The following is a 16,118-nucleotide window of genomic DNA, read 5'->3' as shown; positions in this document are numbered from 1 at the left end:
GACACCGCCGGAGACACACCTCCGGCGGTGTCGCCGTTCTCCTGGCAGCGGGCCGCCGTGCCCGGCGGAGCCGGGCCAATCCGTCGCCGCCCGCAGTAGCTCACGTAAAGGGGTGGTCACGCGGCCTGCCTCCCCGAGACCGTCACCCGTAGCGTCGACCCATGCCGACCAGATCACAGACGACGCGAAGCCTCCGCACGATCAGTACGGCCGCCACCCTGTCAATCGCGCTCATCGGGCTCAGCGCCTGCGCGAGCGAGGGAGACGGCGGCGCGACGGGCTTGCCGCCCGCTCCGCCCGCCACCTCGCCCGAGTTCCCCTCGATCGGACAACAAGGGGCCGGGCCGCTCACCCCGGTACCGCTCGCGGTCGCCGACGGAGTAGACGCGGGCGCGGCGAAGGGCCGCTCGCTGAACCTGCCGGCCGGCTGGACCGCGCAGGTGTGGGCGAGTGTCCCGAAGGCGCGCCTGGCGGCGTGGGCGCCGGACAGGCGCCTGGTCGTCTCGACCGGGGACCGCGGCGTCGTGTCGATCCTCACGCCCGGCGCGGCGGGGCAGGCGCCGACCGTGGCGACGTTGCTGGACGGCCTGGCCAACCCGCAGGGGCTCGCGTTCACCCGGCAGGACGGGCGGACGATCCTCGTCGTCGGTGAGGAGACCCGGCTGGTCGCCTTCGACTACGCCGACGGCGCCGTGTCGAAGGGCCGCGTGATCCTCGACGGGCTGCCCGGCGGTGGCCACGGCGGCAAGGCGGTGGCCGTCCGGGACGGGATCGTCCACTACAGCGTGGGCTCGGGCACGAACCGGGACCCGGTCGACCGTACCTCCACCCCGGAACGCGCCATCATCGCGGAGGTCGACCTGGACGGGACCGCCAACCGCACGATCGCCACCGGGGTCCGCAACGGCTTCGGCCTGTCCTTCGCCCCGGACGGCACCCTTTTCGCGGCGGTCAACCAGAGCGACAACCAGCCCTACCCGTTCCACGACCGCACCGGCCGGTACGGGCAGACGGTTCGCGAGTACATCAACGAGAACCCGGTCGACCAGGTCTCGCGCATCACGCCGGGCACCGACCTGGGCTGGCCGTACTGCGTTCCCGACACCCGTGGCAGCCGCGACCTGCTGAACCTGCCGTACGCGGACGACCCGATCAACAACCCCAACGGCCGGGCGCTGAACTGCGGCGGCATCGGCAGGACGATGGTCGGCCTGCCCGCGCACAGCGCCCCGCTCGGGCTCGCGTTCACCCACGACTCCAAGCTGCCGGAGCCGCTGCGGAACGGGGCCCTGATCACGGCGCACGGCTCCTGGAACCGGCAGCCGCCCCGTCCGCCGTACGTCGCCTACAGCGCCTGGAACGACGCGACGAAGACGCTCGGCGCGCCGGCGGAGCTGGTCACCGGGTTCCAGAACGCCGACGGCTCCCGGTGGGGCCGCTCGGTGACCGCCGTGCCGGGACCGGACGGGTCGATCTACCTCACCGACGACAAGGCCGGCCTGGTCTACCGGCTGACGCCCGGCTAGTCCCACCAGCCCGGCTAGTCCCACCAGAAGGACCAGGCGTTCTTGCCGCGGATCTGTTCCGCGTAGTCCTCAAGAGTGCCGGGGCCCTGAATGATGCTGTCGGGGCAGAAGGTCCAGTGTTCCGCGGCCACGTGCAGGGCGTGCAGGTGGTGGGAGGGCGGGGCGGCGATGCTGAGTTCGAGGGTGTTGAAGCCGACGCCGACGACGCGGGCGCCGAAGCGGTCCTCCCAGCTGCGGATGACCGCCGCCAGCGGAACCGTCCACTCGTTGTGGTTGATGGCGCCCTGCCAGCCCATGACGGCCAGGGCGTCGGCGCCGCGGTCGGCCGCGACCAGGCCCAGGGGGGTGCCGTTACGGGCCAGGATCCCGGCGTACCAGTCGGCGACGACGCCGGGATCGGCCATCAGCACACCGGGTTCGGCCAGGCCGGGGGAGACGGGTCCGAAGGGTTCCAGGTTGCCGATCTGGTCGGGATCGGCCTGTTCCACCCAGTCCGCCCAGACCTCGTCCATGAAGTCCCCGGCCCGGAAATTGTCGATCTCAGTAGCCATGTCCGGCGCGATCTGCCCGATCGACCAGGGCTGCACCGACTCCTCCAGCAGCAGCGGCCAGAGCCCCGACTCCGGATGCTCGGCACGCAACCGCCCCCACAGCTCTCCCGACACCGGATCGTCGCTCAGCCAGAAGGCCGGCCGCCGATGCGCCCGCCGCCGCTCGAAGTTGGGATCCGGCCACACGGCCGCCCCCTCGGGCAACTCCACACTCAGGCACCGCCCCTCGCCCTGGTCGGCGAAGAGCTCGCATATCTCAGGTGGCAACTGCCCTTTCCTAACCGGCACGGCGAAAGAATAGTTGACCCGCTCTTCGAGCGTTTTCCCGAGCGCCCCGCTCGGCTGCGCTACCGGGGTCGGCAAGGGTCCACCCACGCCCCCGCCGGTACGGTCACCCGCCGGCCATGAGCGCGTTCCAGCCGCAGTATGGCCTCCTCATGCTCACCGAGATCGCCGCGTCGTGGTCGCGCCCGCCACCCGGCCGATCACGGCGGCGGCCGCCGCGCGGACCCACTCCTGCTCCGACGCCCGGATCGCCGCGCCCGCCAGCCGCGCCGCACCCGTTGGACATCCATGCCAAGCGGCCATTCGCGCACCGCGGCTCAGCCTCTTGTCGTCGGTCCCATCCGAACTCTGCGTACGTTAGCCCTGATGAGCCGTTCGCAGTCCGGGTATCTTTCTTTCTTCGACTGCCTAATGCGATGTTCTTAAGCTTTTTGTGGTGTTCCGAGGCGGGATGAGCCATTTGGCCAGAGGATCTCCACCCGGATGGCACGGCGGCGGGCGTCGCCGACGACTTCGGCGGTGCCGCCCTCACCTCGGGCGGGCCTGCCGTCCCAGACCGCCACCAGCGCGTCGGCCAGGTCCAGCATGGTGTCGTTGGCGGCCTTGTAGACGGCGGGCGTGGCGACCGGATAGCGGAGACTGTGCACCGTCTCCGCCTGGCCGAGGAGGAGCTCGAACGTCGCCTTGGCGTGGTCGGGCAGGTCGTCGGCGTAGTCGAGGGAGGGAATGACCGCCTCCAGCCGGCCGCCGAGGGCGAGGACCGTTTCGGCGAAGATCTGGTCGGCGCCGGGCGCCAGGCAGGAGATGCCGGTCAGGGCCTTACCGCACCGGGTGAGCAGGTCGCGCATCGCGGTGCGGACGAGGCGGGTGGTTTCCGAGGTGAGGTCCATGTGCCCGGTTACCGCGACCCGCATCGCCGACCCCCTCCGTCACCCGCCCAGAAGATGGTTCAGCACCCGTACGCCGAAGTCGAGCCCCGCCACGGGCACACGTTCGTCGACTCCGTGGAACATCGCGAAGTAGTCCAGCGACGGCGGGAGCTCCAGCGGCGCGAAGCCGTACCCCCGGATGCCGAGGCGGGCGAAGCTCTTGGCGTCGGTGCCGCCGGACATCACGTACGGCACGGGGATCGCGGCCGGGTCCTCCGCGCGCAGGGCGGCGCCGAGTTCGTGGAAGATGCCCTCGGCGGGGGCGGACGGCGCCTCCTCCAGGTTCACGAACTCGCGGGTGATCTTCGGCCCGAGCAGCCGGTCGACGGTCTCCAGGAACTCCTCCTGGGTGCCGGGCACGAAACGGCCGTCGATGTGGGCCTCGGCGGTCTCCGGGATGACGTTGACCTTGTAGCCCGCGTTGAGCATGGTCGGGTTGGCGCTGTTGCGGATCACCCCGCGGAACAGCGCGGTCGCCGCGGGCGGCAGGCGGGTCAGCTCCGCGTCCAGGTCGTCGAGGTCGATCGGGGTGCCCAGGGCCCGGCCCAGGCTCTCGATCAGTGTCGCCACCGCCGGGGTCAGCCGGATCGGCCATTGGTACTCCACCAGGTGGGTCAGCGCGCGGGCCAGCTCGGCCACCGGATTGTCGGTCGGCGGCTTGGAGCCGTGCCCGGCGACCCCGTGCGCGGTCACCTTCATCCAGGCGGTGCCGCGTTCGCCGAGCGCCACCGGGTAGATCCTGGCCCCGTCCGCGGTGACCGTGAAGCCGCCGGACTCGCTGATCGCCTCCGAGCAGCCCTCGAACAGGTGGGGGTGGTGGTCGACCAGGAAGCGGGAGCCGTACTCGCCGGTGGACTCCTCGTCGGCCAGGAAACAGAGCACGATGTCGCGCTTGGGGCGGACGCCCTGGCGGGCCCAGGCCAGCGTCATGGCCAGGCTGCCCTTCATGTCCACCGCGCCCCGGCCGTGTACGCAGCCGTCGGCGATCTCGCCGGAGAACGGGTGGATCTTCCAGCCGGCCGCCTCGGCGGGCACCACGTCCAGGTGGCCGTGGATGAGCAGGGCGTCAGGGGAGTCGCCGGGAATGCGGGCCACCACGTTGGTCCGGCGGTGGGCGGATTCGAGCACGATCGGCTCGATGCCCCGTTCGGCCAGCAACTCGGCCACGTACTCGGCGGCGGGGCGCTCGCCGCGGCCCGGGTTGGTGGTGTCGAATCTGATCAGGTTCGAGCAGATCTCGGCGGCCTCGGTTCGCGTCACCCGTGACATTCTGCTGCATACGGGCCCAGGAGATCGCGTTCTGGGGGGCGAGTTGTCCCAAGAGCGGAACCTTGACCGGAAGCAGGCCGAACTGCGGCGACCGGGCCCCCGCGCCGGTCGCCGAGATCACCACTGGGGTTACAGGTACAGGCCGATGCCGCCCGTCGGCTCCGGCTCGTACGACAGGTAACCGGCCCGCAGCGCGAACAGCTCGGCGAGCGTCGCCCCGTTCGGCCCGATTCCCTCCGAGGTCCCCAGCCAGGCCGCCGCCTGGTCGGGCTCCAACCGGCCCATCTCGATCTGCGCCAGGCAGCGCCCGGGCCGGACCACCGCCGGGTGCAGCCGGGCCAGGTCCTCGTTGGTGGTGATGGCCACCAGCACGTCCCTGCCCTGCCCGAGCAGCCCGTCGGTCAGGTTGAGCAGCCGGGAAAGACCCTGCCCTGTCGACTGCTTGGCCTCGGCGTGGATGAGCTCGTCACAGTCCTCCAGCACCAGCAGCCGCCACTTGCCCTCCTCGTGGTCGGGGCACTCGCAGCCGACCGCCACCTCCATGAGGTAGCCGGGATCGTTGAACAGCCGCTCCGGGTCGAGCACGCAGTCCACCTGGCACCAGCCCGCCCACTCCCGGGCCAGCGTGCGGATCAGCGTGGTCTTGCCGGTGCCCGGCGGGCCGTGGAGCAGCAGCAGCCTGCCGTTCACGTCCGCAGGGCGGGCCGCCATCAGCCGGTCCAGCCGGTCCGCCGCGGCCCGGGGGTAGTTCGCCCGCACCGACTCCCAGGACGAGGTCGTGATCTTCTTGCCCGAGCGGCGCCGCCCGTGCTCGCTCATCCACCAGAAGCCCATGGAGACCACGTCGGCGTTGGTGGGCACCGGCTCCTCGGCGTCCTTGAGCACCTCGTCCATGATCGCCTTGGCGAGCTCCTCGGAGACCGCCGTCACCCCCACGGTGGCGGCCTGGTTGCTGTACCGCTGCACCCGGAGCGTCCAGCCGTCCCCCGCGTACAGTCGTGAGCTCGGGCCGTCCACGGCGTCGGCCGCCCGCAGCAGCCGCCCCCGCGACACCGCCAGCGGGGCGTCGGCCCGTACCCGGTCCAGGCTCACCGTCCGCGCCCACGGCTGCGTGCCGGTGGCGAACGGGGACAACGCCATCGCGTCGATGACGTCGGCGGGGCTGTCGCTGTCGTCGATCCACACCTTCATCGGGAGCGGTTCACGTGACACCTCACGCGCACCTTCACGGGAAGCGGGGAACTGAACCTCCTTAACCACGGTCATATCGCAATGATCCCGACGAACCCCTTTCACTGTCGAAGCATTTTCCAGGCGCCGTACGGGCGTGAATCTTAGGTGTAACCTCCCTGAAACCGGCGTAGACCGGGGGTGAAATTGCTGAGGCGTAGGAGTGGGGAGTAACCGCCTAGGGCCAGTTGGGAGGATGGGTGGGCATCGATCCGTACGTGCCGTGGGGGACATGTTCGGGAAAGTCGGGCGACGGGCCGCTGAACGGGGTGCGAGTGGCCGTGAAGGATGTCGTCGACGTCGCGGGGGTGGCGACGGGGGCGGGACATCCCCGGTGGCTGGAGACGCACGAGATCCCGGGAGAGGACGCGGCGGTGGTGGCCCGCCTGCGCGCGGCGGGCGCCGTACCGACCGGGAAGACGCACTGCGACGAGCTCGCCTACAGCCTGGGCGGGACCAACCAGCACTACGGCGTCGTGGAGAACCCCATCGCGCCCGGACACGTCTGCGGAGGGTCCTCCAGCGGGTCCGCCGCGGCCGTGGCCGGGGGAAGCGCCGAGCTCGGGCTGGGCACCGACACCGCGGGGTCGATCCGGGTGCCGGCCTCCTACACCGGGATCTACGGGTACCGGCCAACCCACGAGCGGGTCTCCCGTGCCGGGATCGTGCCGCTCGCGCCCTCCTTCGACGTGCCGGGACTGTTCGCCAGGGACCTCGGCCTGCTCGCCCGGGCCGCCGCCGTCTTACTGGACGGCGGCGGGGGCACCGGCGAGCCGACCCGGGCGCAGGTGCCCGCCGACCTGTGGGGCGAACTGTCGCCCAGGGTCGGGGCCGCGCTCGCCCCCGCCATCGCCAGGCTGGGGCTCCCGGTGCACCGCACCCCCCTCGGGCACGAGGTCACCGACGCCTTCACCGTCGTGCAGGCCGCCGAGGCGTGGGCGAGCCACGGCGAGTGGATCGCCAGGGAACGCCCCGAGTTCGGCCCGGGTGTCGCCGCCCGGTTCCGCCGCGCCGAGAGCCTCACCGGCGAGGAGGTCACGCTGGCCCGCAAATCGGTGGCCGAGGCCGCCGACCGGATCAGGGTCCTGCTGGACGGCGGCGGCGTGCTGGTGCTGCCCTCCGCCCCGGGCGCGGCGCCCGCGCTGGACCGCCCCGCCGACCCCGCCCGCCGCCTGGCCACCGTACGGCTGACCTGCCTGGCCGCCCTCTCCGGCACCCCCGCCCTGAGCGTGCCCGTGGGCCTGCTGGACGGCCGCCCCCTGGGCCTCACCCTGATGACGGCCCGCGGCCACGACGAGACCCTGCTCGACCTCGCCGCCCGTATGTGACGACCCCCGGCTAGGGTGCTGCGGACCGGTCCGGCCGGGCGGAGATTTCGCCCGGCCGGACATGGAACATTCCAATCTGGGCAATCGGCAGTTGCTCCAGCGCGTTCCGCATTACGCTCGGTTGCCGTTCACAACGTACGGGAGATCTTCGTGGCCATCGACCTCGTGACCCGAAATGCCTGGGGCGCGCGAGCCCCGAAGGGTTCCTACTCGCCGTTATCCTCGACCCGCGGTGTCAAGGTGCATTACACCGGCGGCCGGGTCGACCCCGCCATCGTCAACGACCACAACAAATGCGTTGAGATGGTGAAATCCATTCAGAATTTCCACATGGATGGAAATGGCTGGATAGACATTGGCTACTCCATGATCGCCTGTCCCCATCGCAAGGTGTTCGTGGGGCGCGGCCCCCGCCACGTGCCCGCCGCCAACGGCTCCGGTCTCAACTCCGCCCACTACGCCGTGCTCGGCCTGGTCGGCAACGCCGGGCTGATCCAGCCCACCGACACCATCCTGCACGCGATCCTGGACGCCATCGAGTACCTGCGCGCCGAGGGCGGCGCCGGGCGGGAGATCAAGGGGCACCGGGACGGGTACTCCACCGACTGCCCCGGGGAGCCGCTGTACAAGTGGGTGCAGCAGGGCGCGCCGCGGCCCGGGGGAGGCGGGAGCACGCCGACCGATCCCACGACGCCGGCGTGGCCGGGACGGCTGCTGACCTACCCGCCGGTGATGCGCGGCGACGATGTGCGGACCTGGCAGGCGCAGATGAAGCGCCTCGGGTTCACGCTGGACGCGGACGGGGCCTACGGGCAGCAGTCCAGGAACGTGTGCAAGACCTTCCAGCGGCGGGTGAACCTTGAAGATGACGGCGTTGTGGGCCGTCTGACCTGGGAAGCCTCGTTCAAGGCCAAACCGTGACCGCGGATTGGCCGACCCGGTGGCATAGGTAGGCAGGCGGGCGGCTTAGCATCCGTATGCATGACGGTGTCACCTCTTGACCTCGCCGCCGCGTTCCCGCCCGGCACCCGGGAACGGTGGCGCGAGCTCGCCCTCGGTGTGCTGCGCAAATCAGGCTACGAGGGCGACGACCCCGAGGGCCGGCTCGCCAGTACGACCGACGACGGCATCCGTATCGACCCGCTCTACGACCGGCTTCCCGACGGCCCCCGCGTGGTGCGGCCGGGGGAAGCGTGGGACGTGCGGCAGCGGCACGCGCACCCGGACCCCGCGGTCACCAGGGAGGCGATCCTGGCCGACCTGGAGAACGGCGTCACCTCGCTCTGGCTGGATCTGACCGCGCTGGACCCGGCGGCGCTGCCCGCCGTGCTGGACGGGGTCTTCCTGGACCTGGCCCCGGTGGTGCTGGAGGCGGGCCCGCGCACCCCCGAGGCGGCCGCGAGCTTCCTGGCGCTGGCCTCCGGGACCGCGCTGGCCGGAGGGAACCTGGGCGCCGACCCGCTCATGCCGGAGCTGGGGGAGTTCGCCCACCGGTGCCTGGCCGAGCAGCCCGCGCTGCGGAGCGTGGTGGTGGACGCGCTGCCGTACCACGACGCGGGAGCGGGCGAGGTGGTCGAGCTGGGCTGCTCGATCGCGGGCGGGGTGGCCGCGCTGCGCGCGCTCACCGACGCGGGTTTCGCCCCCGAGCAGGCCTTCGGCCAGCTGGAGTTCCGGTACGCGGCGAGCGCCGACCAGTTCCTCACCATCGCCAAGCTGCGCGCGGCGCGGCGCCTGTGGGCCCGGGTGGCCGAGGTGTGCGGGGCCCCCGCCGCCGTCCAGGCGCAGCACGCGGTGACCTCCTCGGCCATGATGACCGCCCGCGACCCCTGGGTGAACATGCTCCGCACCACGCTGGCCTGCTTCGCGGCGGGCGTCGGCGGGGCGGACGCGGTGACCGTGCAGCCGTTCGACGCGGTGCTCGGCCTGCCCGACGGCTTCGCCCGCCGGATCGCCCGCAACACCCAGTCCCTGCTGGTGGAGGAGGCCGGGGTGGCCCGGGTCACCGACCCGGCGGGCGGCTCCTGGTACGTGGAGCGCCTCACCGGCGAACTGGCCGAGCGCGCCTGGGCCTGGTTCCAGGAGATCGAACGCGCGGGCGGCCTGGCGGCGGCCAGGGAGCGGCTGATTCCCGAGCGGGTGGCCGAGACCCGGGCGGCCCGGGCACGCGCCATCGCCCGCAGGAAGCACCCGATCACCGGCGTCAGCGAGTTCCCGCACCTGACCGAGCGCCCGCTCACCCGCGAGCCTGGCCGCGGCCTGGCCGTCTCGGGGGAGCTCGTCCGGTACGCCGAGGAGTTCGAGGCGCTCCGTGACCTGGCCGACGCCCAGCCGGAGCGGCCGCTGGTCTTCCTGGCCACCATCGGCCCGGTGGCCGTGCACACCGGGCGGGCGTCCTTCGCGGCCAACCTGTTCGCGGCCGGCGGCATCGCCACCGTCACCAGCGGCCCCGGCACCGACGCCGCCGCGATGGCGGAGGCCTTCCGCGACGCGGGCACGCCCGTCGCCTGCCTGTGCTCCAGCGACCGCCTGTACGGTGACCACGCCGAAGCCGTGGCCGCCGCGCTCCGCGCCGCCGGAGCCAAGAAGATCTGGCTGGCCGGGCGGGGCGAGTTCCCCGGCGTGGACGCCACCCTGCACGCGGGGTCGGACGCGCTGGAGGTCCTGCACACCACCTTCGCCGACCTGGGCATCACGAGCGACTTTCCGGCCGGGGGGATGAAATGACGACAATTCCTGATTTTTCCGGCATCGAGCTGGGGGCCGGGCGGGACCACACCACGATCCCCGGCAGGGAGCCGTGGGAGACCCCCGAGGGCATCGCGGTCAAACCCCTCTACGGCCCCGACGACCTCCCCGGCTATCTCCCGACATATCCGGGCACGGCCCCGTTCCTGCGCGGGCCGTACCCGACCATGTACGTCAACCAGCCGTGGACCATCCGCCAGTACGCCGGATTCTCCACCGCCGAGGAGTCCAACGCCTTCTACCGCCGCAACCTCGCCGCCGGCCAGAAGGGCCTCTCGGTCGCCTTCGACCTGGCCACCCACCGCGGCTACGACTCCGACCACCCCCGGGTGGCCGGGGACGTCGGCATGGCGGGCGTGGCCATCGACTCCATCTACGACATGCGCCAGCTCTTCGACGGCATCCCGCTGGACCGCATGTCGGTCTCGATGACCATGAACGGCGCGGTCCTGCCCATCCTCGCCCTCTACATCGTCGCCGCCGAGGAACAGGGCGTCGCGCCTGAGCAGCTCCAGGGGACCATCCAGAACGACATCCTCAAGGAGTTCATGGTCCGCAACACCTACATCTACCCGCCGGAACCGTCGATGCGGATCATCTCCGACATCTTCGCGTACACCAGCGAGCGGATGCCCAAGTTCAACTCGATCTCCATCTCCGGCTACCACATCCAGGAGGCCGGAGCCACCTGCGACCTGGAGCTCGCCTACACGCTGGCCGACGGCGTGGAGTACCTGCGCGCCGGAGTGGGCGCCGGGCTGGACATCGACGCCTTCGCCCCCCGGCTGTCGTTCTTCTGGTGCATCGGCATGAACTTCTTCATGGAGGTCGCCAAGCTCCGCGCCGCCCGCCTGCTCTGGGCCGAACTGGTCCGCGGCTTCGGCGCCAAGAACCCCAAGTCGCTGTCGCTGCGCACGCACTCCCAGACCTCCGGCTGGTCGCTCACCGCGCAGGATGTCTTCAACAACGTGGTCCGGACCTGTATCGAGGCGATGGCCGCCACCCAGGGCCACACCCAGTCGCTGCACACCAACGCCCTGGACGAGGCCATCGCGCTGCCCACCGACTTCTCCGCCAGGATCGCCCGCAACACCCAGCTGCTGCTCCAGCACGAGTCCGGCACCACCCGGGTGATCGACCCGTGGGGCGGCTCCTACTACGTGGAGCGGCTCACCGCCGAACTCGCCGAACGCGCCTGGGCGCACATCCAGGAGGTCGAGGCGTACGGCGGCATGGCCAAGGCCATCGACCAGGGCCTGCCCAAGCTCCGCATCGAAGAGGCCGCCGCCCGTACCCAGGCCCGCATCGACTCCGGACGCCAGCCGGTCATCGGCGTCAACAAGTACCGCCCCGAGGCCGACGAGCCGATCGAGGTCCTCAAGGTGGACAACACCTCGGTCCGCGACCAGCAGCTGGCCAAGCTCCGCCGGCTGCGCGAGGAGCGCGACCCCGCCCGGGTCGAGGCGGCGCTGACCGCGCTGACCGAGGCCGCCGCCGGGACCGGCAACCTGCTCGCGCTGGCGGTGGACGCGGCCAGGGCCAAGGCCACCGTGGGGGAGATCTCCGACGCGCTGGAGAAGGTGTTCGGGCGGCACGAGGCCCGCATCCGTACCATTTCCGGGGTGTACCGGGATGAGGTCGGGGATGTCGAGCGGGTCCGCGAGGTCTGCGCCGAGTTCGAGCGGCGGGAGGGGCGGCGGCCCCGCATCCTGGTCGCCAAGATGGGCCAGGACGGCCACGACCGGGGCCAGAAGGTGATCGCCACCGGCTTCGCCGACCTCGGCTTCGACGTGGACGTCGGCCCGCTCTTCCAGACCCCCGAGGAGGTGGCCAGGCAGGCGGTCGAGGCGGACGTGCACGTGGTCGGCGTCTCCTCGCTGGCGGGCGGCCACCTGACCCTGGTCCCGGCGCTGAAGAAGGCCCTGGACGAGCTGGGCGCCGGGGACATCGTGATCGTGGTGGGCGGGGTGCTGCCGCCCGGCGACTTCGCCGAGCTGCGCGCCGCCGGGGCCACCGCGATCTTCCCGCCCGGCACGGTGATCGCCGACGCCGCGCTGGAACTCCTCCGCGACCTCGCCCCGCAGGGATGACCCCCGACCTCGCCACCTACGCCGCCGGGGTGCTGGACGGCTCGCGCCGGTGGATCGCACGCGCGATCACGCTGGTCGAGTCGTCCCGCCCCGACCACCGCGAGCTGGCCCAGGAACTGCTGGCCGAGCTGACCCCGTACGCGGGAAAGGCCCGGCGGGTGGGCGTCTCCGGCGTGCCGGGGGTGGGCAAGTCCACCTTCATCGAGGCGCTGGGCACCCACCTGACCGGCCTCGGCCACTCGGTCGCGGTGCTCGCCGTGGACCCCTCCTCGACCCGGTCGGGCGGCAGCATCCTGGGCGACAAGACCCGCATGTCGCGGCTGTCGGTCGACCCGAACGCGTTCATCCGCCCCTCGCCGACGGCCGGCACGCTCGGCGGCGTGGCCAAGGCCACCCGCGAGGCGATCGTCGTGGTCGAAGCCGCCGGGTACGACACCGTGCTGGTGGAGACGGTCGGCGTCGGCCAGTCGGAGACCGCGGTGGCCGCCATGGTGGACACCTTCCTGCTGCTCACCCTGGCCCGCACCGGCGACCAGCTGCAGGGCATCAAGAAGGGCGTGCTGGAGCTGGCCGACGTGATCGCGGTCAACAAGGCCGACGGCGAGTTCGAGACGGCCGCCCTTCGGGCCGCCCGCGAGCTGAGCGGCGCGCTCCGCCTGCTCCGCTCGCACACCCCCGTGCTGACCTGCAGCGGCCTGACCGGCAAGGGACTGTCCGAACTCTGGGCGCAGGTGCTCCACCACCAGGAGCAGACCGACCTGGTGGCCAAGCGCCAGGCCCAGGCGGTGGACTGGACCTGGGCCATGGTCCGCGACCGGGTGCTGACCGACCTGCGGGAACGCACCCGCGACCTGGCCCCCGAGGTGGAACGCCAGGTCCTGGCCGGGACGCTCACGCCCGCCCAGGCCGCCGACCTGCTCTACAGGTCCAGTTCTGAGCCCCCGAACCGGTCCTGAAGGAACCGGCCATGGGCGCGCAGCGCCTGCTCGTCGCCCTGGTAGACGGCGTCGGCGACCCGGCCGAGCCCGGCGGCGAGCGTGTCCAGCTGGGCCAGCAGCTCGGGGTGCGCGGCCACCCGCCTGGCCGGCGGCAGGTTCTGGTAGGCGGCCAGGCTGGTGGGCAGGTAGTCGCGGATGGCCTGGGCGACCACGTGCAGCTGGTCGGGGGAGGCGGTCAGCACCTCGGCACGTTTCAGTACGTCCCTCAGCAGCTCGGCCAGCGCGCTCACCTTGGCCGTGACGTCGGCGGGGTAGGCGCCGGGCACCCCGGCCACCAGCCGGTCGAGGTCCTCCCGCAGCTCCGCCGTCTCCAGCTCGGCGTGCGAGATCACCACCCGGGTGCGGCCGGCCGGGGCGAGCAGCGCGCCCACGCCGTACAGGCCGAAGACGACCACCGGCCAGTACGCGCCCGCCACGCCCAGGAACACCAGCCCGACGCCGATCAGCCCGAGGATCGACCCCACGATGTTGCGGGGGGACCCCAGGTAGGCCAGCACCCGGTTACTGGTAGCCACGGATCTCCTTGAACGCCGCCGCCAGTGAGCCCTGCCGCGCGTCGAAGACGGCCCCGCCGGTCAGGTCGGCGATCCGGGTCATCTCCGCGACGTCGCTCTCCCCGAACAGCACCACGAACGTGCGCACCGCCCGGTTGGCCTCGGGCAGTTGCCGGTAGAACAGCTCGAAGTCCGCCAGCGAGGAGCCGTCGGTGTTCTCGCCGTCGGTCATCAGCACGATCGAGGTGTACCCGCCCGGCCGTACCTCCTTCTGGTACGCCTCCCGGAGCGCGTCGTAGATGGCAGTGCCGCCCTGCGCCCGGAGGCCGCCCGCGTACCCGCGGATCAGCATCAGCGTGGACTCGGGGTTCTTCTCGGGCACGACGTACTCCCGCCCCGGTTGCGGCAGGTTGTTGAACGGGAGCAGGGTCACCGTCTCCCGGTTGCTGAACCGGGAGAACGTGCCGGACGCGGAGGTGTCGGCGCCCGTCAGCGTGACCAGCGCCTGGCGCAGCGCGTCGATCCTGTCCCCCTCCATCGACCCCGAGGTGTCCAGCACGAACCTGGTCCTGGCCGGGGGACGCACCTCGTTCAGGTACGCGCCGATCAGCTCGTCGGCCGCCGAGCGCCGGTTGGGGAAGGGCAGTTCCAGCAGGGGCGCGGCGCCGAACCGGTCGTCCGGCCGGACCTCGGGCAGGATCGGGCGGCGGAACGTGGTCGTCATGATCTTCCGCTGCGTCTCCGGCGTGCGCAGCCAGGCCGCCAGGCGGTCGTACAGTTCCTTCTTGGGGGAGCTGGTGAGCAGGGTGAGCGGGTAGTCGGCGGTCACCACGCCGTCGCTCGGGTAGATCAGCGTGAGTTTGCCCCCCATGCCGAGCAGCACCGACTCGTAGTTGATCAGGCCGTCCACGTCCGGGCGCTTGGTGTACGCCTCCGCCAGCCACCCTGAGGACCCCGAGGTTAGCCGCTGGGCCGAGAAGAAGCCCTTCAGCCGGGGCGTCACCGCGTGGATCTGCTCGGCGCTGAGCGCCTCATCGGCGTCCGAGAGCGCGGCGGCCACCCCGACCAGGGCGGAGAAGCCCGAGTTGGAGGAGGCCGGGTTGGTCATGCCGAAGGTGAAGCGTCCGGCGGTGGCGGCGGTGGCGATGTCGGACCAGGAGACGGTCTTGCCCGTCCAGCCGAGTTCGGCGGCCTTCTCCGGCTTGAGGGCGAGCACCACCGGGGAGACCATGATCTTGGTCTGGGTGCCCAGCCGGGCGCGGGCGCCGTCGATCAGCGACAGGTAGCGGTTGGAGGAGAACCAGATCGCGTCGTACTCCCCGGCCCGGCCGGAGGCGACCTGCTCGGCGCCGTCCAGTGTGCCGGTGTAGGTGAGTTCCACGTCGATGCCGGACTCCTTGAGCAGCGGCTCCAGGTCCTTGACCTCGCTGCCCGCCAGGATCTTCAGCGTGTCCCCGCCGTCGCCGGGCGAGCAGGCCGCCAGGCCCAGGACGAGCACCAGCGCCAGCAGGATCCTCATTCGGCGCTCCGGTTGCTCCGGTTCAGGTACGACTGGGCGTGCTCCAGCTCCACGCTGAGGCTGCTCACCGTGGACGCCATGTTCTCCACGGACTGCGCCCGGAAGGTGTCGATCGTGTCGATGGTGGCGTAGATGTTGTCGAACGCCTTGCGGAGCGCGTCCATGTTGACCGTGGTGCCCGCCGCCTGCGCCTGGACCTCGGCGGCCTGGGTGCGCAGCAGTTCGGAGGTGGCCACGATCAGGTCCGAGGTGGTCTGGTTGAGCGCGGAGATCTGGTCCAGCACCAGCTTCTGGCCGGCCAGCGCCTGGGCCACCGTGACCGCGGTGCGCAGCGCCGCGACGGTCGTGGTGGTGGCCCGGTCGACGCCCTTGATGAGCTCCTGGTTGTTCTTCCGTACCAGGTCGAGGGCGAGGTAGCCCTGGGCCGAGACGGCCAGCTGGGTGAGCAGGTCCTGGTGCTTCTGGCGCACGTAGAACAGGGCGTCGGAGCGGAGCGCGGTGGCCTGCTCCTCGTCGGCGACCATGATCCTGGACTCCAGCTCGGCGTCCAGGGCGGCGGCCAGCACCACGTACTCCTGGAGCTTCTGCATCTGCTCCCAGAGCAGGCGGCGCTCGCCATCGATGGCCGCGTTGTCCTTGCGCAGCTCGTCCTGGCCGGAGCGGAGGGCGCGCACGATGTCGTCCAGGTGCTTCTGGGCGCTCTGAAATTTCGCGAAATAGTCGCGGATACCGGCCGGGATGAGGCCGAGGAACTTGCGGGCGCCGGTGGCCTGGCGGGGGTCCAGGTCCACGATGGTCCGGCGCAGCGCGACCAGCTGGCCGGGGACCGGGCCCTCGGCGGTGGCCACCGGGCGCTTCAGCATGCGGTTGGCCACCTGCGAGGAGGCGCGGATCTCGGCGTCGCCCATGGCCGTGATGCCGGCCACCTTCCGGGTGAACTCGGGGTCGCGCGGGTCCAGCGCGGACAGCTCGCCGGCGAACTCGCGGGCCCTTCCCGCCAGTTCCTCGGCGCGCTCCGCGGGGATCGGCAGCATCGAGGCGGCCTTCTCGGCGGGGACCGGGGAGACCGGGTCGGGCGGGGTCAGGACAAGGTCCACGGGGTGATCCTCAGGGGGTCAGGTCTTATGTGAAAGTCGTGATCTGGTCAGCCGCCG

General features: G+C 71.7%; 14 protein-coding genes. 6 read left to right on the top strand and 8 right to left on the bottom strand.

Translation table 11 applies throughout. The features are described 5' to 3' along the window. Positions 1–161 precede the first annotated feature (161 nt). Positions 162–1,526, top strand: coding sequence for a PQQ-dependent sugar dehydrogenase (locus KIP79_RS02540; protein WP_214103044.1), 1,365 nt, complete (start codon positions 162–164; stop codon positions 1,524–1,526). Positions 1,527–1,540: 14 nt separating this feature from the next. Here KIP79_RS02540 and KIP79_RS02535 read toward each other — a convergent pair whose 3' ends face one another. The 5 genes from KIP79_RS02535 to KIP79_RS02515 form a co-directional block, all read right to left on the bottom strand. After that, a complete protein-coding gene (locus KIP79_RS02535; protein WP_250212573.1) occupies positions 1,541–2,344 on the bottom strand; it encodes a DUF4253 domain-containing protein in 804 nt (267 codons plus the stop codon). A 174-nt stretch (positions 2,345–2,518) separates the two neighbouring features. Beyond that, positions 2,519–2,665 (bottom strand): hypothetical protein, encoded by a 147-nt coding sequence (locus KIP79_RS02530; protein ID WP_214103042.1) that lies wholly within the window; start codon positions 2,663–2,665, stop codon positions 2,519–2,521. A gap of 119 nt (positions 2,666–2,784) precedes the next feature. Next, the gene (locus KIP79_RS02525) at positions 2,785–3,276 is read right to left on the bottom strand and encodes a hypothetical protein (RefSeq protein WP_214103041.1); all 492 of its coding nucleotides are present in this window, start codon (positions 3,274–3,276) and stop codon (positions 2,785–2,787) included. 15 nt (positions 3,277–3,291) lie between these two features. Further along, positions 3,292–4,560 (bottom strand): M20/M25/M40 family metallo-hydrolase, encoded by a 1,269-nt coding sequence (locus tag KIP79_RS02520; protein WP_214103040.1) that lies wholly within the window; start codon positions 4,558–4,560, stop codon positions 3,292–3,294. Between the two features lie 129 nt (positions 4,561–4,689). Then, positions 4,690–5,772, bottom strand: a complete 1,083-nt coding sequence (locus KIP79_RS02515; protein WP_308169532.1) for a DUF5925 domain-containing protein — start codon at positions 5,770–5,772, stop codon at positions 4,690–4,692. Positions 5,773–5,990: 218 nt separating this feature from the next. Here KIP79_RS02515 and KIP79_RS02510 point away from each other — a divergent pair, with 218 nt between their 5' ends. From KIP79_RS02510 to meaB, 5 genes are all read left to right on the top strand, one after another. Further along, on the top strand, positions 5,991–7,118 hold the full coding sequence (locus KIP79_RS02510; RefSeq protein ID WP_214103039.1) for an amidase family protein: 1,128 nt from the start codon (positions 5,991–5,993) through the stop codon (positions 7,116–7,118). Positions 7,119–7,268: 150 nt separating this feature from the next. Then, positions 7,269–8,039 (top strand): peptidoglycan recognition protein family protein, encoded by a 771-nt coding sequence (locus tag KIP79_RS49165; RefSeq protein WP_214103038.1) that lies wholly within the window; start codon positions 7,269–7,271, stop codon positions 8,037–8,039. A gap of 60 nt (positions 8,040–8,099) precedes the next feature. Further along, positions 8,100–9,842, top strand: a complete 1,743-nt coding sequence (locus KIP79_RS02500; protein ID WP_214103037.1) for a methylmalonyl-CoA mutase subunit beta — start codon at positions 8,100–8,102, stop codon at positions 9,840–9,842. Continuing rightward, a complete protein-coding gene (gene scpA, locus KIP79_RS02495) occupies positions 9,839–11,953 on the top strand; it encodes a methylmalonyl-CoA mutase (RefSeq protein WP_214103036.1) in 2,115 nt (704 codons plus the stop codon). Before KIP79_RS02500 ends, scpA begins: the two co-directional genes overlap by 4 nt. Then, positions 11,950–12,909 (top strand): methylmalonyl Co-A mutase-associated GTPase MeaB, encoded by a 960-nt coding sequence (gene meaB / locus KIP79_RS02490; protein WP_214103035.1) that lies wholly within the window; start codon positions 11,950–11,952, stop codon positions 12,907–12,909. The genes scpA and meaB overlap by 4 nt, the downstream gene beginning before the upstream one ends. Here meaB and KIP79_RS02485 read toward each other — a convergent pair. Genes KIP79_RS02485 through KIP79_RS02475 form a run of 3 tightly spaced genes read right to left on the bottom strand, consistent with a single transcriptional unit; the run spans position 12,873 to position 16,061 of the window. Further along, positions 12,873–13,466 carry a hypothetical protein gene (locus tag KIP79_RS02485; RefSeq protein ID WP_214103034.1) on the bottom strand — a complete coding sequence of 198 codons (594 nt, stop codon included), beginning with the start codon at positions 13,464–13,466 and terminating at the stop codon, positions 12,873–12,875. The genes meaB and KIP79_RS02485 overlap by 37 nt on opposite strands. After that, positions 13,453–14,964, bottom strand: coding sequence for a substrate-binding and vWA domain-containing protein (locus KIP79_RS02480; protein WP_214103033.1), 1,512 nt, complete (start codon positions 14,962–14,964; stop codon positions 13,453–13,455). Before KIP79_RS02480 ends, KIP79_RS02485 begins: the two co-directional genes overlap by 14 nt. Next, the gene (locus KIP79_RS02475; RefSeq protein WP_308169531.1) at positions 14,961–16,061 is read right to left on the bottom strand and encodes a toxic anion resistance protein; all 1,101 of its coding nucleotides are present in this window, start codon (positions 16,059–16,061) and stop codon (positions 14,961–14,963) included. The genes KIP79_RS02480 and KIP79_RS02475 overlap by 4 nt, the downstream gene beginning before the upstream one ends. Between the last annotated feature and the right edge of the window lie 57 nt (positions 16,062–16,118).

This window comes from Acrocarpospora catenulata (assembly GCF_018476525.1).
Classification (GTDB): Bacteria; Actinomycetota; Actinomycetes; order Streptosporangiales; family Streptosporangiaceae; genus Acrocarpospora; species Acrocarpospora catenulata.
This window is presented reverse-complemented; position numbering and strand designations above follow the sequence as displayed.

Excerpts from the sequence above, each read along its gene's own strand:
- KIP79_RS02540 (WP_214103044.1), top strand. The coding sequence starts at position 162 with ATGCCGACCAGATCACAGACGACGCGAAGCCTCCGCACGATCAGTACG.
- KIP79_RS02530 (WP_214103042.1), bottom strand. The coding sequence starts at position 2,665 with ATGGCCGCTTGGCATGGATGTCCAACGGGTGCGGCGCGGCTGGCGGGC.
- KIP79_RS02525 (WP_214103041.1), bottom strand. The coding sequence starts at position 3,276 with ATGCGGGTCGCGGTAACCGGGCACATGGACCTCACCTCGGAAACCACC.
- KIP79_RS02520 (WP_214103040.1), bottom strand. The coding sequence starts at position 4,560 with ATGTCACGGGTGACGCGAACCGAGGCCGCCGAGATCTGCTCGAACCTG.
- KIP79_RS02500 (WP_214103037.1), top strand. The coding sequence starts at position 8,100 with ATGACGGTGTCACCTCTTGACCTCGCCGCCGCGTTCCCGCCCGGCACC.
- scpA (WP_214103036.1), top strand. The coding sequence starts at position 9,839 with ATGACGACAATTCCTGATTTTTCCGGCATCGAGCTGGGGGCCGGGCGG.
- meaB (WP_214103035.1), top strand. The coding sequence starts at position 11,950 with ATGACCCCCGACCTCGCCACCTACGCCGCCGGGGTGCTGGACGGCTCG.
- KIP79_RS02480 (WP_214103033.1), bottom strand. The coding sequence starts at position 14,964 with ATGAGGATCCTGCTGGCGCTGGTGCTCGTCCTGGGCCTGGCGGCCTGC.